The following is a 23,400-nucleotide window of genomic DNA, read 5'->3' as shown; positions in this document are numbered from 1 at the left end:
CTAGAAGTACCATCCACCTCGGACATAAACCGGCCAGGTGGCGCCCACGAGTCTACCCACCCGGTCCGCAACCGCTTGGGTCTTGGTCACGAGCGCTCTGATGCCATTTGGCTCAACGAGTCGATGGACGAGACACTCCGCCATCCTCTTCTCGCGACGGTCGGGGTACTCGTCAGTGTTCTTCCAGATCGGCTCTCCCATCAAGTCCCAGTCGATCCGGAGATCGCCCGCGTCAGTCGCGAACGCTGCAACCGCGAGGGTCGCGTTTCGGTCGGTAAGGAGCACTGGCTGCCCAGCCGCACGCAGCTGTCCGAGCGTTGAGACTAGGTACACGACATCGTCGCAACCCTTCTGGTAGGTCGGCACCTTACCCTTGTGGATGGCGAACATCATCGGGCTTCGCGGAGCGAAGTAGAACGGAACGTAATCGGAAACGACACCACCCGGAGGCACCGGCACCCGTCGGCGGCGTCGCAGTTCCTTGATGTCCTGGTTCCCAACCTCCTGCAGCAGTAAGCCGTTGCCCTGGACCGTGGAGTCGCAGTGAAGCCCCTCACGGGCGATGGTCGACAGGTTATCGATGTGTGTGAAGTGGAAGACCCGGGTCGCCTCACCTCCCCGTGCGTCTGCGTGGATCATTCCGACGCCCCTCCCGTGACGCCGTCCACAGTGAGTCGGCCGGACATGAGCTCAGGGAGGAGGGCGTCGCGCGTTGCGGCGAGGCGGCGTGACTCCTCCGCCGCCACCGCTGCCCTCCTCCAAGCCGGGCCCATCTGAGCCTCGAACTCGCCCAGCACTGTCGCGTCAGGCAGGGGAATGGGCGCTTCAAGGAAGACGGCCGCGTTCGTTGCGGGGTACGCGGAGCCCGTAGAACCAGCGATCAGGAAGTCTACGAACTCTTGGGTGCGCGTCGCCTCGTAAAGGAAGGCTGACCCGACCTTGGTCGGCGTGATCGTGATCAAGCCGGTGGAGCAGACCAGGTCGTCAGGGGGATCGAGAATCAACGCATGGGACCTGCGCTCCGGGCGAACAGTCGACCAGATGATGTCGCCGTTCTGAACGCCGCGACGGGCACGTCCGGGTGCCTCCGACCACGCAATCTCGATGGGTTGAGCGAACTCGCCTACGCCGACGGACGAAATGTCGAGGTAGCGGATGGAGCCTGAGCCAGGCTTGAGCGTCCGTTCATTGAGCTTCGCGCAGTCTCCGAGTCGAGCCGTTCGGGAGTCGCGGGTAGCAGAGGCAAACAGCACGGACGACAGCTCCCCAACTGCTCGCCGAACCCGCTCGTTGGCGGCGATCTTGTCGTCCAGCGCTCCCAGGACGTCGGCGATGGCGGTTTGGGTGGCGAGGTCCGGCACCTCCACGGGCCACGACGCCATCTCACTCAGAAGTAGGCGCGGCACGGTCGCGCCATGAACGGTCCTCTCCGCAATGAGTTCCTGGAAGAGCGGGGAAAGGAAGTAGTACAGGAGATACCGAGGTTCGAGCAGCGCCCGGTCTGGACGCAACACTCCCATTCGTCGTCCCAGACAGGCCCGAACCCCGTCAGGCATGAGTGCCGCTTCTCCGAGCCGCGTCTCGTAGGAGAACAGAAGGTCACCCACCCGCGGCTGCATCCTGCGAGTCCAGCGGACGAAGTCCTCTTCCGAAACGTGATCAGACTCTCCTAGATCGAGCCGTCCCGACTTCAAGCTGGAGATGTTGAGGAAGTAGGGCCCTGAATCGCGGCGCGTAGGCGTCGCATGCGGCCCGTCGTAGATCTGGACGAGATCACCCAGGGCCGGCATCACAGCCGTCCCAACTGCTGGCGGACGACGGCGTCGAGGCGGGCGGACTCGTCCATCGCCTCGAACAGCTCCTCGGTGAGCCGCTCGATCTTCTCATCGAGAGGTTCGCCGTCGTCCTCGACCGCCGCGGTACCGACGTAGCGGCCAGGGGTCAGGGCGTAGCCCGCGGCCTTGATCTCCGCCGTCGGGACGGAGCGGCAGAAGCCGGGGACGTCGTCGTACTCGCCCTCGATGCCCCGCCACGCGGCGAAGGTGCCCGCGATCCTCGCGATGTCGTCGTCGCTCAGGGCGCGCTCCGCCCGGTCGACCATGTGGCCGAGGTTGCGGGCGTCGATGAACAGCGTCTGGCCGCGGCGGTCCATCGTCGCCTCGCCGGCGGCGCCCTTGTTCTTGGCCAGGAACCACACGCACACGGGGATGCCGGTGGAGCGGAACAGCTGGGTGGGGAGCGCCACCATGCAGCTCACCACGTCGGCCTCCACCATCTCGGCGCGGATCTGACCCTCCCCGCCGCTGTTGGACGACATCGAGCCGTTGGCCATCACCACGCCCGCCTGACCGTCGGGGGTGAGCTTGCTGAGGATGTGCTGCAGCCACGCGTAGTTGGCGTTCCCGGCCGGCGGGACGCCGTAGGCCCAGCGGGCGTCATCCTCGCGGCGGGCCCAGTCCTTGATGTTGAACGGCGGGTTGGCCATCACCACGTCGGCCTTGAGGTCCGGGTGGAGGTCGCGGGCGAAGGTGTCGCCCCAGGTGGGGCCGAGATTGCCGAGGATGCCGTGGATGGCCAGGTTCATCTTCGCCATCCGCCAGGTGCGCTCGTTCAGCTCCTGCCCGTAGACGGAGATACTGCCGGGCGAGCGGTGGTGCGACTCGAGGAACTTCTCCGCCTGCACGAACATGCCCCCCGATCCGCAGCAGGGGTCGTAGACGCGGCCCGACGTGGGGCGCAGCACCTCGACGAGCACCCGCACCACGCCGGCGGGGGTGTAGAACTCGCCGCCGCGCTTGCCCTCGGCGCGGGCGAACTTCTCCAGGAAGTACTCATAGACCTCGCCCAGGAGGTCGCGGGCCTTGGTGGCGCCGGCGCCGGTGAAGCGGGCGCCGTTGAGCAGGTCGATCAGCTCCGAGAGGCGGCGCATGTCCACGCTGGACCGGTTGAACACCATGGGCAGCGTCCCTGCCAGCGACTTGTTCTCCTCCATGAGGCGGCGCATGGCGTCGTCGACGAGCTCGCCGGTGGACTTGTCCGGCGTGCCCTTGGCGTGCGCGGCGAGGTAGGACCACCGGGCCTCCTGCGGCACCCAGAACACCTGGGAGCCGGTGTACTCGTCGCGGTCCTCCAGCGTCTCGGCGACGGTGGCCTCGTCGTAGCCCTCGATGATGAGTTCCTCACGGATCTGCTCGCGGCGCTCCTCGAACGCGTCGGAGACGTACTTGAGAAACACCAGCCCCAGCACGATGTCCTTGTACTGGCTGGCGTCCAGCGAGCCGCGCAGCTTGTCAGCCGACTTCCACAGCAGGTCTTTGAGCTCCTTCGCGGTGCTGGGCGCGGCGGGGGCGGCGGGTGTTCTGGCCATGGTCAGCGGGTCTCCAGGGTGATGGTGGTGGTCTCGCAGGCGTCGAGGAGGGCGTCCTCGAACGAGTTGAGGGCGTCGAGCTGCGCGGTGAGCTCTGCCCGACGCTGCCCAATCCTGTCAGCCGCGGCGGACAGTGCGGCGCGCTGGGCGGGATCGAGCGGGGTGAGCCGCCACTGGGACGGTCTGGTGCCGCGCGGTGCGGTGGCGACGGCGCGGGCCAGCTGCTGGGCGGTCACGGGCGCGTCGGCGGTGAGGCGCAGCGCGCGGGCGGGGGCGGCGACGAGCGAGCCGCCGTCGAGGTCGACGACGGCGGTCGGTCCGGGGCCGAGGATCACGTCCCCCGGCTGCGTCAGCCAGGTGCTGGGGCGGGCGAGGGCGGTGAGCCGGTCCGCGGTGGCCGCCGGGGCGAGGCGTCCGCCGTCGACCGTCCAGACGGTGAGGTCGCCGTCGCCGAGCTGGGCGGGCGAGACCCGGGAGCCGGGGAGGAGCTTGAGCCATCCGTCGGTGAGGCCGGCCTGGGCGGTGGTGTCGCGGCGGGGTGCCCCGACGCCGGGCGTGACCTGGACCCCGTCGACGCCGGCCGCGGCGGCCTTGGCCCGCAGCTCCTCCGGCGAAGGCGCCGAGGTGTGTTTGCCAGACGGAGGTTGCGAGGTGGACACGAGTGAGCCGCCGCGGGCAAGGAGGTGCCGGGTGAGGGCCGGGCGCAGGACGCGCCACGCTCGGTGCTGCTGGGCGGGGAGGTCCTGCGCGGCGACGGTGAGATCGACGACGAGGTCGGCGACCAGCGGGGCCGTCAGATCCGAGCCGGTGAGGTCAGCGACGAAGGTGCGATGCTGCTCGAACGGCAACTCGTCGCGCTCTGCCACCAGCCAGAGCGCCAGCGCCTCGCGCGGGTGGGCGGGCCGGCAGCCCGCCGGTAGCTTGACGACCGCCCGGACCACGCCGTCGCGGAGGAGTGCGTCGCGGGCGGCCACATCCCCTGCGGGATCGGCGAGCAGTCTGGCGGGGCCCAGCACCAGGCGGACCTGGCCGTCGTCACCGAGCGCAGCGCGCGCGAACAGCGCCGAGGGCTCACCGTCTAGGGCGGCGTCGACGGCGACGGCCCAGCCGCGCTCGTCGTCCACCGGCTGCGCGTCCCACTCCCCCACCTGCAGGACCCGCCGGGAGTGTCGGCCCACCGGTGACTCGTGCATCCGGATCCCCACCGGCGCGGGCCACTCCGAGGGAAGGTGCTGCAGCCAGGAGAAGCCGGTGCCTGCCGAATCGAGGAGGGAGGGTTGCGGGGAGAGGTCCGCGAGCGCCACGGCGGCCTGTGCCACCAGCCCTGCTGCCGCGTCAGACAGACCTGCGGCGGCGAAGGTCGGGAGGTGGCGGACGAGGCAGTCGTCGGTCAACCACCGCATGGCGTCGGCCGCGCCGAAGCGCTCGTCGAGGAAGGCGTCGACGGCCGCGGCAGTCTCCGGCAGGCCAGGGCCGAGAGCCAGGACCTCGCTGCCGAAGCAGCCGAGCCGGTCCAGCTTGTCGAGTCCGCCGAGTGCCGCTCCGCGCGAAGTGAGATCGTCGACGAGGTCATCGCCGTAGGCCGCCCGAAGCGCGAGCACGGCGGACAGCTCCATCGCCCGCGCCACGTCCGTGCGCGCCCCGATCAGCATGCCGAGCAGCGGCAGCGTTCGCTCGGGCTGCGGGTTGTTCCCGCGCCCGTGCTCAGCGAGCCAGGCCACGACGCGGTCAGCGTCGAAGCGCCCCTCCGCGTCGGCCGGGGGAAACGCGTCGGTCCCCGTGTACCGCTTGCGCCACATAGTCACCACTGGCCTCCGGACGCGCGCAATGAGCGCCACGTCAGCTGCGGTGATCATCATCTCTGTTCCTCCTCGGCCGCAGTCTAGCCATGCCGCCCCTTGGTGGGGAATGTCTTGGATAAGCCCCCTTATCACAACATGACGTGTCATTTTCGTCGTCGGGTGTGAACCTGATGCCATCTCGATCCGAAGGAGACACCATGACCACTCCCCAGTGGCAGCCGACGGCAGGCGCGGCGCCCGTGCCGGCCACCCGACCCTGGTACCGCAAGAAGCGCGTCCTGATTCCCGCAGGACTGGTCCTCCTCGCCGGCATCGGCGGGGCCCTCGGCGATCCTGACGAGACGACACCCGCAGCCGCCCCTGCGGCCAGCAGCCCAGCCGCCACCACGTCGACTTCCAGTTCCGCACCGACCGAAGTCACGGCGTCCGCGCCCGCATCCGCCAGTTCGGCACCCGCGTCGTCTCCCGTGGACACCAGCACAGCCGCACCTGCCGAGACCGCGACGACGGCGCCTGATCCCTACTCCGAGCGCTTCGGGTCATTCACGCCCATCGCTGGGGCCGGTACCGGCGACTCGGTCATCCAACTCCCGGCGGAGGCCCAAGCAGCCCTCATCACCGCGACCCACGAGGGCAGCGCCAACTTCGTCCTGCAGACTCTCGACGGCTCCAATCAGATGTCGGAGCTGCTGGTCAACGAGATCGGCGCCTACTCCGGCACCGTGTCCTACGGGCTGATGGGGGACGAGAGCGGCATGCTCCAGATCACGGCCGATGGGGCATGGACCGTCCAGATCGCCCCCATCACCACGGCACCGCTAGCCACCGGGCCACTCAAGGGCAGCGGCGACGCCGTCTACAAGTACGAGGGGCCGGCAGCCGTGGCATCGATCACCCATACCGGGTCGGCCAACTTTGTGGTCCATCAGTCCGATGGCACCTGGCCCAATCTGCTCATCAACGAGATCGGTCCCTACGAGGGCAGTGTGCCGCTGATGGCTGGCCCCTCCCTCCTGCTCATCACCGCCGATGGGGCGTGGACCGTCGCCGCCTCCTGAGTGGAGGACCCGCGAGCCGCCGCCGGCGAGACGAGTGTTCTGGGGGGCACTTGACTCGCCGGCGGCCCTGTGATGCTCACCCAGGACCAGAGAGAATCTGACTGGAAATCCACAGATTCGCTCGCACGATCGGAAATTGTCGGTGGTGGTCCGTAGCGTGGGGGTCATGACAGAGGTGGCGCGCAGGATCGCGGAGCAGTTGCGTTCCGCGGATGAGTTGCGCCGGGTCGCGGAGGCCAACACCGTGGCGTTGTTGTGCGAGTTGGCTGAGGAGTACTCGGTCGGCTGTGACGAGGTCCATGAGATCCTGGCCGAGCGGAAGGTCACGGTGGGTGGGGCGGGGACGCCGGGGGTGTCGGAGTTCATCGCGTTGGAGTTGGCGGGGCTGCTGCGCTGCACGCCGATGGCGGCGGCCACGAAGCTCGCCGACGCGCTGAACCTGAAGTATCGCCATCCGGAGCTGTTTCGGGCGGTGCGGTTGTTCGAGGTCGAGCCAGCACGGGCGTGTAAGGCGGCCGATCTGTGCAGCGGCCTGCCGCAGGAGGTGGCCGAGCAGGTCACGAGCCGGTGGCTCGGGCGGCAGGGAAAGCTCGGCTGGACCGCGGCGTTCAACTGGTTGAAGAAGCTGATCATCGAGGCCGACCCGGCACGTGCCGCCGCGCGGGAGGTCAAGCAGCGCGCGGATCGCGGGGTCCACGTGTGGGGTCTGTACGAGGGTGTGATGAACCTCACCGGACGCCTGGACGTGCTGGATGCCCGCTACCTGGATGCGGCCGTGGATCGGGTCGCCGACATTCTGGCCGTGGAGCAGCCCGAGCAGACCAGGACGATCCTGCGGGCGAAGGCGTTGGGCGTGTTGGCCAACCCGGCCTACGCGCTGGCGCTGCTGCAGCGCGCCGCGCAGCCGTCGCTACTCGACGACCCGGTCGACGATCCGGTCGGCGATCCAGCCTTCGAGGCGGGTGGGCAGCGGCATGATCCGCACTGCCTCGGCGCGCTGTGCGGGACCATCACCGCGCCCCTGTCGCGGCTGCGCCCCACCCTCGAGCTCGCGGTCCACATCCACACCGATGCCGTCGGCCGGCTCACCGGCGCCGCCCGCGTCGACAAGGCGGGCCACATCACCACCGCGCTGTTGGCCGAGCTGCTGCCCGGGCTGGATGTGAAGGTCCAGCCCGTCATCGACCTGCCCGAGCTGCCCGCCGAGGACCAGTACGTGCCGTCGGTGCCGCTGAAGAGGGGCATCCTGCTCGCGTTCGACAACGACATGTTCCTCTACCGGCAGCACCGGTCCCAGGGCCTGGATGTCGACCACACCCGCAGCCACCGGCCCGGCCGCCGTGGGCAGACCCGCGTCGGGAACCTCGCACCCTTGGGCCGCACCGCCCACCGCGCCAAGACCAACCGCGCCTGGCGCGTCGACCAACCCAGACCCGGACAACTCATCTGGTCCAGCCCACTCGGCCTCACCTACGAAGTCACCACCACCGGCACCCGCCCGCTTGACTAGGGCCGCCAAGTCGCGCTGACCTGGCCTCCCGCTAGGGTGGATGCGTCCGCCCACGGAAGGGTGCAGCCATGACCACGTTCCTTCTCATCGGTGGGATCGGTCTCGCCCTCGTCGTGGTGACCCTCGTCATCGGCGATGTCCTCGACGGCGTCCTCGGCCTCGACGCCCTGGACAGCGACCTGTTCTCGGTGTCCAGCCTGGCCGCCTTCATCGGAGCGTTCGGCTTCGGCGGCGCGCTGGCGCTCGCGCTCGTGCCGAACACCCTGCTGGCGGTCCTCGCGGGGATCGTCGTCGGTGCCGCCGCGGCCTGGGGCGCCATCAGCCTCACCCGCGCCCTGCGCTCCGGCGATAACTCAGCCGCGCTCCGCCCGGACGCCATGCTCGGCCACCCTGCCCGGGTCATCACCGCCATCCCCGTCGGGGGCTACGGCGAGGTCCACGTCAGCATCGCCGGGCATGTCCGCAAGCTCGCCGCCCGCGCCGACTCGCCCATCCCAACGGGGACCGACGTGTGGATCTCCGCCATCGTCTCCCCCACCGCCGTCGAGGTCACCCCGGCGGCCGCACTGCCCGACTCCACCAACTGAACCCGACAGAAAGGCGCCCCATGCCACCCGCCGTCCTCGCCGTAGGAGGGCTCCTCCTCCTGCTGCTCCTCGTGGGCCTGCTCATCGCCAGCCGCTACAAGGTGGCCAAGCCCAACGAGGCCTTCATCATCACCGGACGCAAAGGCAAGGAGGTGCGGAACCCCGAGACCGGGCTGGTGTCCACCGACCTCAGCGGCCAGAAGGTCGTCATGGGCGGCGGCGTGTTCGTCGTGCCGTTCATCCAACGCCTCCACGTCCTGGACCTGTCGTCCCGCCGCATCATGGTGACCATCCGCAACGCGGTGTCCGGGCAGGGCATCAAGCTCAACGTCGACGGCGTCGCCATCGTCAAGGTCGGCGGCAACGAGGACTCCATCCGCGCCGCGGCGCAGCGCTTCCTGTCCCAGCAGGGCGAGATCGAGACCTTCACGCAGGAGACGTTGGCCGGGTCGCTGCGCTCCATCGTCGGGTCGCTGACGGTCGAGCAGATCATCCGCGACCGCGCCGCCTTCGCCCAGCGCGTCACCGACGAGTCCGAGTCATCGCTCACCGGTCAGGGGCTCGTCCTCGACACGTTCCAGATCCAGGACATCACCGACGACGGCTCCTACCTGTCCGATCTCGGCCGCCCCGAGTCGGCCAAGCTGGGCCGGATGGCTGCCGTGGCCGAGGCGGAGGCACGCCGCGAGGCCGAGCAGGCGCAGATCGCGGCCGAGCAGGAGATCGCGATCGCCAACCGGGCGCTCGTCCTCAAGCAGGCCGAGATCCAGGCGGAGACGGACGCCGCCCGCGCGCAGGCCGCCGCGGCCGGGCCCCTGGCTCAGGCGGACCGGGATCAGGCCATCCTGCTGGAGCAGGAGAAGGTGGCCGTGGCGCAGGCGGCGCTGAAGGAGCGCCAGCTGGACACCGAGGTGCGCCGGCCGGCAGACGCCGAGCGGTACCGCGTCGAGACCGCCGCGGAGGCGCAGCGCAACGCCGCGATCTTCGAGGCCGAGGCCCGGAAGGCGGCGTCGATCGCCAACGCCGAGGCGGAGGCGGAGAAGGCCCGACTCACGGGAGTGGGCGAGAAGTCGCGTCGTACCGCGGAGGCCGAGGCGGTCCGCGCCGAGGGCGAGGCGAAGGCGGCCGCCGTGCTCGCCGTCGGTCAGGCCGAGGCGGAGGCGATGGACAAGCGGGCCGAAGCCTTCGCGCACTACAACGACGCGGCCGTCCTGCAGATGCTGATTGAGGTGCTGCCGCAGATCGCGGAGAAGGTGGCCGCGCCCATGGCCGGCATCGACACCCTCACGGTCGTCTCCACCGAGGGCGCCTCGGCTCTCCCGAAGACGGTGACCACCAACATGCTGCAGACGCTGCAGATGGTGAAGGACACCACCGGCTACGACCTCACCGCGGCCCTCGACCGGTTCGCCTCGAGGGATCGCGCCTCGGCCGAGTGACGGAGGCGCTCGGTCTCCTCAGCCGGCAGTCCGGCCGAGGAGACCGAGCGCGATGCCGTCGAGGATGTCGGTCTCGCTCACCAGCACCGCCCCGTCCGGGACGCGGCGGGAAATCTCGTCCAGGATCAGGCCGCCGGCCCCGAGCACGGCGGCGCGGAGCGGATGCATGCACGGCTCGGTGGCCGTCTGCTCAGCGGTCTGGGCCAACCAACGCGACACGGTCCGGTCGATGTCGGCGCGGCTGAGCACCGTCTCGTGCACGGCCTGGCGCGAATACTGCTGCAGGCCCAGGACCGACGCCGCGACGCTGGTGACGGTCCCCGCCACCCCGATGGCCGATTTCAAGGCCGCGAAATCCACGCCCGCCCCGTCGAGGAGCGCTCCGACGTGCTCGCGCGCGGCAGCGACCTCGTCGGCGGTAGCCGGATCCGAGTGCAGGAAGCGTTCCTTGATGCGCACGGCGCCGATGTCGAGGCTGAGGGCGGATCGGACCGCGGCGCCGTCGTCGACCACGATGAGTTCGGTGGAGCCGCCCCCGATGTCGAAGACGAGGGCCGGGGTGGATGCGTCGACGCCGCTCAACACGCCCATGGTGGACAGGCGGGCCTCCTCGTCACCGGTGATGACGTCGACGGCGACGCCCAGCCGGTCCCGGACGTTGCGCTCGAACTCCGCGCGGTTGCTGACGTCGCGCGCGGCGGACGTCGCCACGAACCGCACCTCATCTGTCCCTTCTGCGTCGATGAGCCCCGCGTACTCCTCGAAGATCACGTTGGCGCGGGCCAGCGCGTCCGGGTGGAACTCCCCGGTGGCGTCGACGCCCTGACCGAGCCTCGCGAGGCGCACCTCACGGGCGAGTTCGGTGATGCTGCCGTCCTGTTCCCGACGCAGGATGAGCAGGCGGATGGAGTTGGTGCCGCAGTCGACGGCGGCGACGGTGGTCATGCGTCCTCCTGCGCACAGGGGTTGGCCCAGAACTCGCCGAGCCGCTCCAGGGCCTCGTCGCCCAGCGGGTTGACGCCCGGCCCTGCCGCCAGGGCGTGACCGACGAGCACATGGAGGCACTTGACGCGGTTCGGCATGCCGCCGGCGGAGATGCCGTCGATCTCCTCGACGTGTCCCAGCGCGGCCCGGTCCGCCAGATACGCCTCGTGGGCCGCCCGGTACCGCGCCGCGAGGTCCTCGTCCTCGGCCAGGCGCTGCGTCATCTCGGTCATGAGGCCGGAGGCCTCGAGCGCCGAGCAGCCCGCGACGGCTCGCTGACAGGTCAGGTAGTAGGTCGTGGGGAACGGCGTCCCGTTGGGGAGGCGAGGTGCCGTCGTGACGACGCCAGGCTTCCCGCAGGGGCAGCGCCAGGCCACGGCCAGCACGCCGCGGGGTTCGCGGCCGAGCTGCGCCGCGACGGCGGCGAGATCCTCGTCGCTCGGTTGGGTGTGCTCGCTCATGGGCGCCTCCTCACTCGACGTCCGAGCCTAGCGGGTCGGACTCCGCCGAGAGTCAGCGCTCGGGGGTGGGGGCAGGACTCGGCTGGATGGTGCGGTCCGGCTCCGGGCTGGGGGCGGGGGTGGGCTCAGGCTCCGGCGCATCGGCGATCTCCACCGACCGCCACATCTTCTCCCACCAGAGTCCCGGCTCCTCGCGATCCGCCGGGGTCTCGATCTCGGCGCCCTCCAGCGGCTGACCGTCAGCGCCGATCACGCGGTAGCCCACCTCGCCGGGCATGACCCACCCGAGCCGGACCCGGGCGACGGAGCGTACGTACTCCGGATCGTTCCAGCGGTTGAGCTTGTCTTCGAGATCGGCGATCTGTTCCTGCTTGGCGGCGATGTCGGCCCGCACCGCGGCGATCTCCTGAGACTGGGCGAAGTAGACGCGCAACGAGTGCGCCAGGACCAGACCGAGCCCCGCGATCACGACGAGCAGGACGATGAGTCGCCACGTCGCGGACATGGCGCGCTGCGCGCGGGGAATCGGGCCCGGCTTGGGGTCCATCGCGGCGGTGACGTCGCGGTCCGGGAGCGGTTCGACCCGGGGGCGGGTGCTGCGCTCCCCCGGACGCGCAGTGGTCCGGGACCGCGGCGTACCGCGTCCCGGACCACTGCGTGTCGGCTTGTTCCGAGGAGTCTGAGGCACTGACCCAGTGTGCCGGATCAGGCCGGGTAACTCAGCCCTTGAAACGCGGGAACGCCGAACGGCCGGCGTAGACGGCCGCCTCGTCCAGGTCGTCCTCGATGCGCAGCAGCTGGTTGTACTTCGCCACGCGGTCGGTGCGCGCCGGGGCGCCCGACTTGATCTGGCCGCAGCCGAGCGCCACCGCGAGGTCGGCGATCGTCACGTCTTCGGTCTCACCGGAGCGGTGCGACATCATCGTGCGGTAGCCGTTGCGGTGCGCGAGGTCGACGGCGTCGATGGTCTCCGACAGCGAGCCGATCTGGTTGACCTTCACCAGCAGCGCGTTGGCGGTGGCGGTGTCGATGCCCTTCTGCAGGCGGGTGACGTTGGTGACGAACAGGTCGTCGCCGACGATCTGGACCTTGCTGCCCAGGCGGTCCGACATGGCCTTCCAGCCGTCCCAGTCCTCCTCGTTCAGCGGGTCCTCGATGGACACCAGCGGGTAGGCGTCGACGAGCTCGGCGTAGTAGTCGATCATCTCGTCGGCCGTCTTCGAGGTGCCCTCGAACTGGTAGCCGCCGTCCTTGTAGAACTCGGACGCCGCGACGTCGAGCGCGAGCGCCACGTCGGCGCCGGGCTCGTAGCCGGCCTTCTTGATCGCCTCGAGGATGAGGTCGAGGGCGGCGCGGTTGGACTCGAGGTTGGGGGCGAAGCCGCCCTCATCGCCGAGGCCGGTGTTGAGGCCCTTCTCCTTGAGGACGGCCTTGAGCGCGTGGTAAACACCGGCGCCCATCTCGACGGCCTGAGCGAAGCTCTCGGCGCCGATGGGGGCGATCATGAACTCCTGGATGTCGACGTTCGAGTCCGCGTGGGACCCGCCGTTGAGGATGTTCATCATCGGGACGGGCAGGATGTGGGCGTTGGGGCCACCGACGTACTTGTACAGCGGCAGGCCGGCCTCCTCCGCCGCGGCGTGCGCGACGGCGAGCGAGACGCCGAGGATGGCGTTGGCGCCCAGCTTGGCCTTGTTCTCGGTGCCGTCGAGCTCCAGCATCGCCATGTCGACCAGGCGCTGCTCGGAGGCGTCGAGCCCGAGGATCTCCTCACCGATGGCCTCGGTGACGTTCTGGACGGCGGTCAGCACGCCCTTGCCGCCGAAGCGGCCCTTGTCACCGTCACGGAGCTCGACGGCCTCGAAGGCGCCGGTCGAGGCACCCGACGGGACGGCGGCGCGACCGCTCGCACCCGACTCGAGCTCGACCTCGACCTCGATGGTCGGGTTGCCGCGCGAATCGAGGATCTCGCGTGCCTGGATGAATTCGATGGATGCCATGTGCTCCCTTTCGAAGAGTTGTTCTCTTGCGGGTCCAGCCTAGCTATCCAGGGGCAGGAAAGCGTCGGCGGGACGGCTTAACTTTCCGCGCTGCGGATGCGTTCCTCGAGCGCCCTGAGCGCCTGCCTGGCGGCGGCGTCGGCGTCGATTCCGTGGGCCTGGGCGCGGGCGACGAGCGCGACGATCTCCGCGCCGACGCTCTCCTCATCGATCGGCTCGTCGGGCAGGTCGACGGCGACGCCGTGGGATCGTGTCCGCGACACCACCTTGTGCGCCCGCCCGAGCACGCTCAGGGACTGCGCGATGCCCTCGAGGGCGGACGAGCGGCCCTTCTCGGCGCGCTTGCGCTCCTCCCAGGACTGCCACATGTCCGACGGCACGTCCTCGTCGGCGAACACGTGCGGATGCCGCCTGACGAGCTTGTCGGAGATGCCGCGGGCCACGTCGTCGAGCGTGAAGCGGCCCTCGTCCTCGGCGATGCGGGCATGGAAGTACACCTGAAGCAGCAGATCGCCCAGTTCCTCGACCAGTTCGGTGTCGTCCCCGGCCTCGACGGCGTCGACGACCTCGCACGCCTCCTCGATGAGGTGGTTCAGCAGCGACCGGTGGGTCTGCTCCGCGTCCCAGGGACACTTCGTGCGGAGCTCGGCCATGATGCCGCGCAGCCGCTCGAGTTCAGAGGCCATCCGGGCGGCTCAGGAGGGGACCGAGAGCGACCCGGTGCCGGTGATCCCGGCGCCGGCGGGGTCCCACGAGCCGTAGCGCGGGTTGAGCTGCACGTCGACCGCCTCGAACTGCTGCTGAAGCGCGGCGATGTCGGCGTTCTCCCCCAGCTTCGTCACCAGGATCTGCAGCTTCGCGCCGCTGGCGGCGACCCGGGCGCAGTCCGGATTGCCGAGCGCGGGGCTGGTGCCGTTGGTCTCGCGCAGCACCGCCTGCGCCTCCTCGTCGGTCACGGTCTGGCCGTTGTCCGCGGCGAGGTCCTCGGCGATGAGACCGAGGATCTCGGACATGAGGAGCTGGCTGCGCTGCACCTGGTCCGGCCCGAGGCCGACCGACTCGCAGCCCTCGGCAACGCGGGTCAGCTGCGCCTCCGAGATCCGCGCATCGCCGACCTGGGCGGCCGTGCTCGGCATCGGGCTGCAGCCGGCGGCGACGGTTGCCGCGACGACCGCGGCCATCGGGATGAGGCGGGTCAGCTTCATGGGGGTCCTCTCGGTGGAACAGGAGGGCGGTGACACCGCGGGCCAGCCTAGCGCATGGCTCTCCGGCGGCCCGATGGCGTCAGCCGTACAGCTGGGTCAGCAGCGTCGTGGCCCAGGCGAGGTGGTCCCCGTCGGGCTTGGGCACCAGCAGTTGCTCGGCGCCCGGCTTGAGGGTGGCACCCGGGTAGAGCCGGCGCAGCCGCACCTGCCGGGAATCGGGCAGCGTGACCGGCGCGAACCGCACCACCTTGCCCTGGGGGACGATCTCCTGGACTCCGTGTTCGCGGGCCAGCATCCGCAGCCGCGCCACCCCGAGCAGGGCGACGACGGGGGCCGGCGGCTCCCCGTAGCGGTCCGCCAGCTCGGCCCGGACGGCCTCGATGTCGGCCTCCGTGCGGATCTCCGCGATCTGCTTGTACATCTCCAGGCGCAGGCGCTCGGACTCGATGTAGTCCTCCGGGAGGTGGGCGTCGATGGGCAGCTCGATGCGCATCTGCGGCTCGGGCTCGACGTCGTCGCCGCGGTAGCTGGCGACGGCCTCCCCCACCATGCGCAGGTACATGTCGAAGCCGACGCCCTCGATGTGCCCGGACTGGTCCTCGCCGAGCAGGTTGCCGGCGCCGCGCAACTCGAGGTCCCGCATGGCGATGGCCATGCCGGAGCCGAGGTCCGTGTTGGCGGCCATCGTAGCGAGGCGTTCGTGCGACGCCTCCGTCAGCGGCTTGTCCGGCGGATACAGGAAGTAGGCGTAGCCGCGCTCGCGGGACCTGCCGACGCGGCCCCGCAGCTGGTGCAGTTGGGACAGTCCGAGGGTGTCGGCGCGGTCGATGATGAGAGTGTTGGCGCTCTGGATGTTGAGGCCCGCCTCGACGATGGTGGTGCTGACCAGGACGTCGGCCCGGCGCTCCCAGAAGTCGAGCATGACCTGCTCCAGGCGCGTCTCGCTCATCTGGCCGTGCGCGGTGACGATGCGCGCCTCGGGCACGAGTTCGCGCAGGTGCGCGGCCGTCTTCTCGATCGTGCCGACGCGGTTGTGGACGAAGAACACCTGACCCTCGCGCGCCAGCTCGCGCCGGATGGCTGCCTTGACCTGCGCGTCGTCGTAGGGCCCGGCGAACGTGAGGACGGGGTGCCGCTCCTCCGGAGGCGTGGCGATGACGCTCATCTCGCGGATGCCGGTGATGGCGATCTCGAGCGTGCGGGGGATCGGGGTCGCGGACATCGACAGGACGTCGACGTTGACCCGCATGGCCTTCAGGCGCTCCTTGTGTTCGACGCCGAACCGCTGCTCCTCGTCGATGACGACCAGCCCCAGGTCCTTGAACTGGACCTCCTTGCTCAGGAGGCGGTGCGTGCCGATGACGACGTCGATGCGGCCGGTGGCCAGGCCGTCGAGGATCTTCTTGGACTCGGCGTCGGACTGGAACCGCGACAGCTGCGCGAGGTGGACCGGGAAGCCGGCGAACCGCGACGCGAAGGTCTGGTAGTGCTGCGACACCAGCAGCGTGGTGGGCACCAGCACCGCCACCTGTTTGCCGTCCTGCACGGCCTTGAAGGCGGCCCGCACGGCGATCTCCGTCTTGCCGTAGCCGACGTCGCCGCAGATCAGCCGGTCCATCGGCACGATCTTCTCCATGTCGGACTTCACCTCGGTGATGGCCGACAGCTGGTCCGGCGTCTCCACGAAGCTGAAGGCGTCCTCCAGCTCGCGCTGCCACACGTTGTCCGGCCCGAAGGCGTGCCCTCGGGTGGCCTGCCGGGCCGCGTAGAGCTTGATGAGCTCGGCCGAGATCTCCCGGACGGCCTTGCGGGCCTTGGCCTTCCGCTTGGTCCAGTCGGCGCCGCCCATCTTGTCGAGCGCCGGCGCCTCCGACCCCACGTAGCGGCTGAGCTGGTCGAGTTGGTCCATCGGCACGTACAGCCGGTCCCCGGGTTGTCCGCGCTTGCTGGGCGCGTACTCCACGACGAGGTAGTCGCGGGTGGCGCCCTGCACCACGCGCTGCACCAGCTCCACGAACCGCCCGACGCCGTGCTGTTCGTGGACGATCGCGTCGCCGGCCTTGAGTTCGAGCGGCTGGATGGTGGCCTTGCGGCGGCTGGGGAGCTTCCGTTCGGAGCGGTCGGTGACCGTCTGTCCGGTGAGCTCCGTCGACGTGATGAGCTCGACCTTGGCCTCATCGGCCCGCCAGCCGTGCGTGAGCGTCGCGACGACGACCGTCACCCGGTCCGGACCCGGTGGCTCGGTGAGGTCGTCGATGCCGGCGGGGACGCCCGCCTCGTCGAGCAGCTCGACCATGCGCTGCGCCAGGCCGCGTCCCTCGACGCTGAGCACCACGCCCCAGCCGGCCGCGCGGCGTTCGGCGATGTGCCGGGCTGCGGCCTCCGTGTCACCGCGGAAGGACTCGACGGCCCCCACCTTGACCGAGCGGGAGTGCACGGAGTCCGCGTCGATGGTCTGCTCGTCGTCTGCCGCGAACGGAGACAGCGACCACCAGCGGTGGCCGACGGCCAGCGCGTGCTGACGGACGTCGGCGAGGCTCCAGTAGGCGGACGCGCCGAGGTCGATCGGCGAGGTGCCCCCGCCGGCCGCCGCGGCCCAGCTGGCCTCCAGGAACTCCTGGCTCGTCTGGACCAGCTCGATCGCGCGGGCGCGGATGAGCTCCGGCGACGACGCGAGGATCAGCGACCCGGCCGGCAGCACGTCGACGAGCAGCTCGAGGCCGTCGACCAGCACGGGCGTGAGCGCCTCCATGCCCTCGACGGCGTGACCCTCGGCGATGCGGCCGAGCATGTCCCCCAGTTCGGGGTGCTGGGCGGCCAGCGCCCGGGCGCGCTCGCGGACCGGGGTGGTGAGCAGGAGCTCCCGGCACGGCGGGGCCACCATCTCGGGCAGCGTGTCGCCCGTGGAGCGCTGGTCGGCGACGGTGAACGACCGGATCTCCTCCACCTCGTCGCCGAAGAAGTCCACGCGCACCGGGTGTTCCTCGGTGGGCGGGAAGATGTCGACGATGCCGCCACGCACCGCGAACTCGCCGCGCCGTTCCACGAGATCGACGCGCGTGTAGGCGGCGCCGGAGAGGTCCGCGAGCAGCGTGGACAGGGGGTACTCCTCCCCCACGGCGATCCGCACGGGGGCCATGTCCGCCAACCCCTTGACCTGCGGCTGCAGCACGGAGCGGATGGGTGCCACCACGACGCGCGGCACCGGGAGCTCGGCGTGTCCGGTGAGGCGGCGCAGCACGGACAGCCGGCGGCCCACGGTGTCGGCGCGGGGCGACAGCCGCTCGTGGGGCAGGGTCTCCCAGGCCGGGTAGTAGGCCACGGCGTCCTCGCCGAGCAACCCGCCCAGCTCCGCCGTCACCTGCTCCGCCTCGCGGTAGGTGGAGGTGACCAGCAGCACCGTGCGGCCCGATTCCTCCGCGATGGCCGCCGTCAGCACCGGGAAGAACGCGGGGACGGCGGTGACGTCGAGCGTCGTGACGCCCGAGCGGCGGGAATCGGCCAGCGTCGCGGCGACGGCGTGGTCGCGCTCGAGTGCGGTCAGCAGTCCGGGGAACAACACGTCGCCATCCTTCCACGGCCCTCTGACATCACGAGTTGTAGCGGTTCTGCGTCGCCACCAGGCCCTCGCGCACGAGCAGTTCGACGGCGTCCGCCGCCACGGCGGCATCCACCCGCATCTCCTCCAGCTCGGCGGGCTTCATCTTCGCCAGCACCCAGGCGGCCGCGTCCTGCCGACCGGGGGGGCGCCCCACGCCGACCCGCACCCGGTGGAAGTCTCCGGTCCCGAGGTGGGCGCGGATGGACTTCAGTCCGTTGTGCCCGTTGTCGCCGCCCCCGAGCTTCACGCGCAGGCGGCCGGCATCCAGGTCCAGCTCATCGTGGATCACGACGATGTGGGACGGCTTGACCTTGTGGAACGTCGCCAGGGAGCGGACGGCCGAACCGGAATCGTTCATGAACGTCGTCGGACGCGCGAGCACGAGCCTGATCGACGTGCCCGGCACCAGCGCGGTCGCGACCTCGGCGCGCTGCCGCGAGTTGAGGGAGAACGACGAGCCGTAGCGGTCCACGAGGTCCGCTACGGCCCAGAACCCGACGTTGTGCCGGGTGGCCTCGTAGGTCGGACCCGGGTTGCCGAGCCCGACCACGAGGTACGTCGAGTCGGTCACTCGCTCTCGGCGCCGCCCTCGGCCTCGGTCTCGCCCTCGGCGCTCTCACCGAGGTCGGCGACCGGCGCCGGCACGACGCTGACGACGAGCGTGTCGCCGTCGACGGCGGCCTCGACACCCTGCGGGAAGGTCAGGTCGGCCACGGTGATCTGCGCACCGACGGCGAGACCCTCCAGCGACACCTCGACCTCGGTGGGGATGTCGGTGGCGGGCGCCAGCACGCTGACCGTCGACAGGTCGTGGTTCACCAGCGCGCCGCGCTCGACGTCGCCCGTGAACAACAGCGGCACGTCGACCGTGACCTTCTCGCCGGCCGTGATGAGCACCAGGTCGACGTGCTCGATGGCGGGGAGGATCGGGTCGCGGGTGATCTGCTTGGGCAGCGCGAGGAACGGCTTCTTCTCGCCCTCGACGGTGATGTGCAGCAGGACGTTGGCCTGGCGCAGCGCCAGGAAGGTCTCGCGCGCGGGCAGCGCCAGGTGGACCGGCTGGGTGCCGTGGCCGTACAGGACGGCCGGCGTCTGGCCGGCGCGACGCAGGCGGCGGGCGGCGCCCTTGCCGAACTCGGTGCGGGTGGTGGCGGTCAGGGTGACGTCTGCCATGCGGAACTCCTCAAGCTTCGGGTGGTGTACGCGTGCGGGCGCCGAGCGAGGACAGTGGCATGTCGATCACGGACCCTGGGGGTCCCTCGCCAGGCAGCCCGCCAAGCCTACCTCAGCACCCGCGGCCGGGCCAATCGCCGTGGCCTAGCGGGACCGTGGGGAGGTGGAGGCCCGCTCGATCAGCTCGGGTCGGATCACGTGGCGCGTCGGGGGGCGGCCCGGGTCGGCCAGTTCGTCGAGCAGGATGCGGGCTCCGGCTGCGCCCATCTCGTCGCCGTGCTGGGCCACGGTGGTCAGCGGCACGTCGCCACCCCACGCGTTGATGTTGGAGTCACACCCCATGACGAGGATGTCGTCGGGAACGCGGACGCCGGCACCCGACAGCACCTGGACGATCGCCATGCCGGTGAGGTCCGCGACACAGATGACGCCGTCGGGCCGCTCGCCCTCCGGAAGCGACAGCAGTGCACGGCCCGCGTCGATCCCGCCGTCGATCTCGAGGTCCGGGACGTGCAGGTCGCGCAGGGACACACCGTCCATCCCTGCGACGGCCCGACCCACGCCGAGGCGTCGCTCGACGGCCGGCTGCAGCTGCTCGGCGACCGTGACGAAAGCCAACTTCCGCGCGCCGCGCTCCGCCAGGTGTGACGCTGCCAGGTACCCGGCGTGCTCGTTGTCGATCAACACCGTCGACCAGGTGGCCCCCGCCGCGTCGTGGTTGAGGACGACCGTGCGCCGGCCGTGCCCGGCGAGGCGTCGGACGTCCTCGGTCGGGTCGAACTGGGGCGCCAGCAGCACGCCGGCGACCCGCGTCTCGTCGAAGTAGTCGAGGTGATCACGCTGCCGCCCCTGGTCGACCTCCGAATCGGTGATGACGAGCTGGTAGCCACGGTCGCGCAGCACCGTCTGCGCGCCCCGCGCGATGTCGACGAACAGGCTGTTGCCCAAGTCGAACACGTTGAGGCCGATGGTGTGTGAGGCGGCGCCGACCAGGGATCGCGCGTTGAGGTTGCGGACGAAGCCCAGGCGCTCCACCGCCGCCTGGACCCGCCGCACCGTCTCCGGACGGCAGGACTCCGGCCTGTTGAGCACGTTCGAGACCGTGCCCAGCGAGACGCCGGCCTCGCGCGCCACGTCGTTCATGCTGGGCAGCCGCCCCGCCCCCCTCGGTGTCATGGGGGTCACTCTATGCGCCCAGGAGTCCCACATGAAACGCTTCAGATTTCTTCGTCCACCCTCTTGACGGGAGTCCGGAAGGGGCGCCACCATGGGGTGAAACGTTTCATGGCGTTGTCCATCTCTCACCGTCGAGGATCCGCATGACCAGTACCACCCGACTTCGGGTCGAGAACCGCCCCGTCGCCCCCGCCGTGCTCGGCCTGGGCGACACCGCCCCCCGCCTGTCCTGGCAGGTCACCGACGCACCCGACGGGTGGCGCCAGGCGGGCTATGAGATCGAGATCGAGCGCGGCGATCACAGCGCCGTCCACGCCGCAGACTCGGGCGAACAGCTCTTCGTCGCCTGGCCCGACGCCCCCCTGGCGTCCCTCGAGCGCGCCGTCGTCCGGGTGCGGGCGCGCGGAGAGGACGGCGGGTGGGCGCAGTGGAGCGACGCCGTCACCATCGAGGCCGGCCTCCTCGCCCCCGAGGACTGGCAGGCCCGCTTCATCTCACCCACGACACTCGGCGGCATCCTGACCCCGGCGCCCCTGCTCACGACGACCTGGGACCTGCCGGCCGACATCGTCGCGGCCCGGCTCCACGTGACGGCGCACGGCCTGTACGAGGTCAGCATCAACGGGCGCCGGGTCGGCGACGAGTACCTGGCCCCCGGCTGGACCAGCTACGACCACCGGCTGCGGTACCAGACCCACGACGTCACCGAACTCCTGCGCTCCGGCGCCAACGACGTCGCCGCCCTGCTCGGCAACGGCTGGTACCGCGGTCGGCTCACCTGGGGCGACCGGCGAGCCGTCTACGGCGACCGGCTCGCGCTGCTCGCGCAGCTGGAGGTCACGACGGCCGACGGGGCGCGCCACGTCCTCGGCACCGACGACACCTGGCGCGCCCACACCTCGCGGGTGCTGGCCGACGACATCTACGACGGCTGCACCACCGACCTGCGGATCACCGAGCCCCTGGGCGACGACGCCGTCGAGGTGGTCGACGCCGACCTGTCCCTCCTCGTGGCTCCCGACGGCCCACCCGTGCGCGTCACCCAGGTCGTCGCGTCCCAGTCCATGTGGCGGTCTCCCTCGGGGGCGCTGCTGGTCGACTTCGGCCAGAACGTCGTCGGCTGGGTCCGCCTGAGGGTCCGCGCCGAGTCCGGGCGGGAGGTCGTCGTCACCCAGGCCGAGGTCCTCGAACACGACGAGCTCGGCATCCGGCCACTGCGCTCCGCGAAGGCCACCGACACGTACCACCTCGCGGGCGCCGGCGACGAGGTCCTTGAGCCCACGTTCACGTTCCACGGCTTCCGCTACGCGCGCATCGACGGCGTCGCCGAGGCGGAGATCGTCTCGGTGGAAGCCGTGGTCATCCACTCCGACATGGAGCGCACCGGGTGGTTCGACTCCTCGCACGACCTCCTCAACCGGCTGCACGAGAACGTCGTGTGGGGCATGCGCGGCAACTTCGTCGACGTGCCCACGGACTGCCCGCAGCGCGACGAGCGGCTGGGCTGGACCGGCGACATCCAGGTCTTCACGCCGACTGCGGAGTTCCTCTACGACGCCACCGGGTTCCTGCGCTCCTGGCTGCGCGACCTCGAGGCCGACCAGTTCGACGACGGCGGAGTCCCGATCGTCGTGCCGAACGTCCTGGGCGGCATGGTCGCCACCGCGTGGGGCGACGCCGCCGCCATCGTCCCGACCGTCCTGCACGAGCGCTCCGGCGACGTCGCGGTCCTGGCCCGGCAGCTGCCGAGCATGCGGCGCTGGGTCGAGTACCTGGACAAGGCGGCTGGGGACGACGGCGTGTGGTCGGGCGGCTTCCAGTTCGGCGACTGGCTCGACCCGACGGCCCCGCCGGACGAGCCCGCCCGCGCCAAGGCGGATCCGGATGTCGTCGCGACGGCGCACGTGTACCGCAGCGCGGACTTCACCGCGCGGGCCGCTGCCATCGTCGGCGACGCCGAGACCGAGGCGTATGCCCGCTCCGTGGCGGACCGGGCGCTGGCCGGCTTCCGGCGCGACTTCGTCACCCCAGGCGGGCGCATCCTCAGCGATGCGCAGACCGTCTACGCCATGGCGTTGGTCTTCGACCTCCTCGAGACCGAGGACCAGCGCGCGGCGGCCGCGGCCCGCCTCGCCGACCTGGTGCGCACCTCCGGCTTCCGGATCTCCACGGGCTTCGTGGGCACGCCGCTGGTCACCGACGCTCTGGCCGACGCCGGTCACGTCGAGACCGCGTACCGGCTGTTGCTGCAGACGGGCTGCCCGTCGTGGCTCTACCCGGTCACCATGGGCGCGACCACCATCTGGGAGCGGTGGGACTCCATGCTCCCCGACGGAACCATCAACCCGGGCGAGATGACGTCGTTCAACCACTACGCCCTGGGCGCGGTGGCGGACTGGCTGCACCGCACGGTCGCGGGCCTGGCCCCGCGGGAGCCCGGCTACCGGCGGATCCGCATCGCCCCGCGGCCCGGCGGTGGACTCTCCCACGCCTCGGCCCGTCACCTGTCGCCGTTCGGCGAGATCCAGGTGGGCTGGCGGCGCGACGGCGACTCGGTCCTGGTCTCCGCCAGCGTCCCGCCGGGCGTCACCGCCGAGGTGGACCTCCCTGGCGTCAGCGCCAAGGTCGGCTCGGGTCGCCACGAGTGGCGCGTCGAGTGGCCGGAGCCCGAGCACGGCTCCCCGGCCACCGTCCGCGACCTCATGGACGATCCGGTCCGCTGGCCGGCGTTCGTCGAGGGCGCCCTGGCCGTGCCGCTCAAGGGGATGGTGACCGTGCGCGACGAGGCGACGGTGGCCGACCGGGTCAAGGCCCACCTCGACGATCCCGTCGACGTCCTCGTGGACGCGTTCACGCTGGGCGGCAGCGACGGCGGCCGCGAGGAGTTGGCCGCCCTGGTCGAGCGGATCAAGGCGTAGGCCGTTCCTTATCTGACTACGGTTGGCGCCGCCCTTCCCCCGGCGGCGCCAACCGTGATCAAACCGATACCGAAAACCCCTTGACACTCCCAGTGTCGAGATTTTAACCTTTCAATACC

19 protein-coding genes are annotated in these 23,400 nt (G+C 70.7%); 5 read left to right on the top strand and 14 right to left on the bottom strand.

Annotated elements, in window-relative coordinates:
• From darT to BCR15_RS03705, 4 genes are read right to left on the bottom strand one after another with little or no spacing between them, the layout of a single operon-like run.
• A complete protein-coding gene (gene darT / locus BCR15_RS03720) occupies positions 1-639 on the bottom strand; it encodes a type II toxin-antitoxin system toxin DNA ADP-ribosyl transferase DarT (protein ID WP_068750561.1) in 639 nt (212 codons plus the stop codon).
• The gene (locus tag BCR15_RS03715) at positions 636-1,790 is read right to left on the bottom strand and encodes a restriction endonuclease subunit S (RefSeq protein WP_141680027.1); all 1,155 of its coding nucleotides are present in this window, start codon (positions 1,788-1,790) and stop codon (positions 636-638) included. Before BCR15_RS03715 ends, darT begins: the two co-directional genes overlap by 4 nt.
• Positions 1,790-3,367: a class I SAM-dependent DNA methyltransferase gene (locus tag BCR15_RS03710; protein WP_068750558.1), complete on the bottom strand. Its 1,578-nt coding sequence runs from the start codon at positions 3,365-3,367 to the stop codon at positions 1,790-1,792. Before BCR15_RS03710 ends, BCR15_RS03715 begins: the two co-directional genes overlap by 1 nt.
• Before the next feature lie 2 nt (positions 3,368-3,369).
• Positions 3,370-5,226 carry a hypothetical protein gene (locus tag BCR15_RS03705; protein WP_068750556.1) on the bottom strand — a complete coding sequence of 619 codons (1,857 nt, stop codon included), beginning with the start codon at positions 5,224-5,226 and terminating at the stop codon, positions 3,370-3,372.
• 140 nt (positions 5,227-5,366) lie between these two features.
• Between BCR15_RS03705 and BCR15_RS03700 the strand changes: the two genes are divergently transcribed.
• From BCR15_RS03700 to BCR15_RS15425, 4 genes are all read left to right on the top strand, one after another.
• On the top strand, positions 5,367-6,227 hold the full coding sequence (locus BCR15_RS03700; protein ID WP_068750554.1) for a hypothetical protein: 861 nt from the start codon (positions 5,367-5,369) through the stop codon (positions 6,225-6,227).
• A 166-nt stretch (positions 6,228-6,393) separates the two neighbouring features.
• Complete coding sequence (locus BCR15_RS03695; protein ID WP_141680026.1) at positions 6,394-7,737, top strand: hypothetical protein; 1,344 nt, start codon at positions 6,394-6,396, stop codon at positions 7,735-7,737.
• Between the two features lie 68 nt (positions 7,738-7,805).
• Entirely contained in the window at positions 7,806-8,324 is a 519-nt protein-coding gene (locus BCR15_RS03690; protein WP_068750550.1) for an NfeD C-terminal domain-containing protein, read from the top strand.
• Between the two features lie 20 nt (positions 8,325-8,344).
• Positions 8,345-9,763, top strand: a complete 1,419-nt coding sequence (locus BCR15_RS15425; RefSeq protein WP_068750548.1) for a flotillin family protein — start codon at positions 8,345-8,347, stop codon at positions 9,761-9,763.
• An 18-nt stretch (positions 9,764-9,781) separates the two neighbouring features.
• Here the strand turns inward: BCR15_RS15425 and BCR15_RS03680 are convergent, their stop codons facing one another.
• The 10 genes from BCR15_RS03680 to BCR15_RS03635 form a co-directional block, all read right to left on the bottom strand.
• Complete coding sequence (locus tag BCR15_RS03680) at positions 9,782-10,708, bottom strand: Ppx/GppA phosphatase family protein (protein WP_068750546.1); 927 nt, start codon at positions 10,706-10,708, stop codon at positions 9,782-9,784.
• Positions 10,705-11,208, bottom strand: a complete 504-nt coding sequence (locus BCR15_RS03675) for a DUF501 domain-containing protein (RefSeq protein WP_068750544.1) — start codon at positions 11,206-11,208, stop codon at positions 10,705-10,707. Before BCR15_RS03675 ends, BCR15_RS03680 begins: the two co-directional genes overlap by 4 nt.
• 52 nt (positions 11,209-11,260) lie before the next feature.
• Positions 11,261-11,896, bottom strand: a complete 636-nt coding sequence (locus BCR15_RS03670) for an FtsB family cell division protein (protein ID WP_141680025.1) — start codon at positions 11,894-11,896, stop codon at positions 11,261-11,263.
• A gap of 31 nt (positions 11,897-11,927) precedes the next feature.
• Positions 11,928-13,208 carry a phosphopyruvate hydratase gene (gene eno / locus BCR15_RS03665; protein ID WP_068750542.1) on the bottom strand — a complete coding sequence of 427 codons (1,281 nt, stop codon included), beginning with the start codon at positions 13,206-13,208 and terminating at the stop codon, positions 11,928-11,930.
• Between the two features lie 77 nt (positions 13,209-13,285).
• The gene (locus BCR15_RS03660) at positions 13,286-13,894 is read right to left on the bottom strand and encodes a nucleoside triphosphate pyrophosphohydrolase (protein WP_068750540.1); all 609 of its coding nucleotides are present in this window, start codon (positions 13,892-13,894) and stop codon (positions 13,286-13,288) included.
• Positions 13,895-13,903: 9 nt separating this feature from the next.
• On the bottom strand, positions 13,904-14,413 hold the full coding sequence (locus BCR15_RS03655; RefSeq protein ID WP_068750538.1) for a hypothetical protein: 510 nt from the start codon (positions 14,411-14,413) through the stop codon (positions 13,904-13,906).
• A gap of 79 nt (positions 14,414-14,492) precedes the next feature.
• On the bottom strand, positions 14,493-17,975 hold the full coding sequence (mfd, locus tag BCR15_RS03650; RefSeq protein WP_068750536.1) for a transcription-repair coupling factor: 3,483 nt from the start codon (positions 17,973-17,975) through the stop codon (positions 14,493-14,495).
• Positions 17,976-18,003: 28 nt separating this feature from the next.
• Positions 18,004-18,585, bottom strand: a complete 582-nt coding sequence (pth, locus tag BCR15_RS03645) for an aminoacyl-tRNA hydrolase (RefSeq protein ID WP_068750535.1) — start codon at positions 18,583-18,585, stop codon at positions 18,004-18,006.
• Complete coding sequence (locus BCR15_RS03640; protein WP_068750533.1) at positions 18,582-19,187, bottom strand: 50S ribosomal protein L25/general stress protein Ctc; 606 nt, start codon at positions 19,185-19,187, stop codon at positions 18,582-18,584. Before BCR15_RS03640 ends, pth begins: the two co-directional genes overlap by 4 nt.
• Before the next feature lie 144 nt (positions 19,188-19,331).
• A complete protein-coding gene (locus tag BCR15_RS03635; protein ID WP_176715182.1) occupies positions 19,332-20,363 on the bottom strand; it encodes a LacI family DNA-binding transcriptional regulator in 1,032 nt (343 codons plus the stop codon).
• A gap of 143 nt (positions 20,364-20,506) precedes the next feature.
• On the opposite strand from BCR15_RS03635, the gene BCR15_RS03630 reads away from it, so the two are divergent.
• Entirely contained in the window at positions 20,507-23,281 is a 2,775-nt protein-coding gene (locus BCR15_RS03630; protein ID WP_068750529.1) for a glycoside hydrolase family 78 protein, read from the top strand.
• Positions 23,282-23,400: the final 119 nt, after the last annotated feature.

This window comes from Tessaracoccus lapidicaptus (assembly GCF_001693815.1).
Classification (GTDB): Bacteria; Actinomycetota; Actinomycetes; order Propionibacteriales; family Propionibacteriaceae; genus Arachnia; species Arachnia lapidicapta.
Note: the sequence above shows the minus strand (reverse complement) of the source record. Positions and strands in the feature narration are given on the sequence as shown.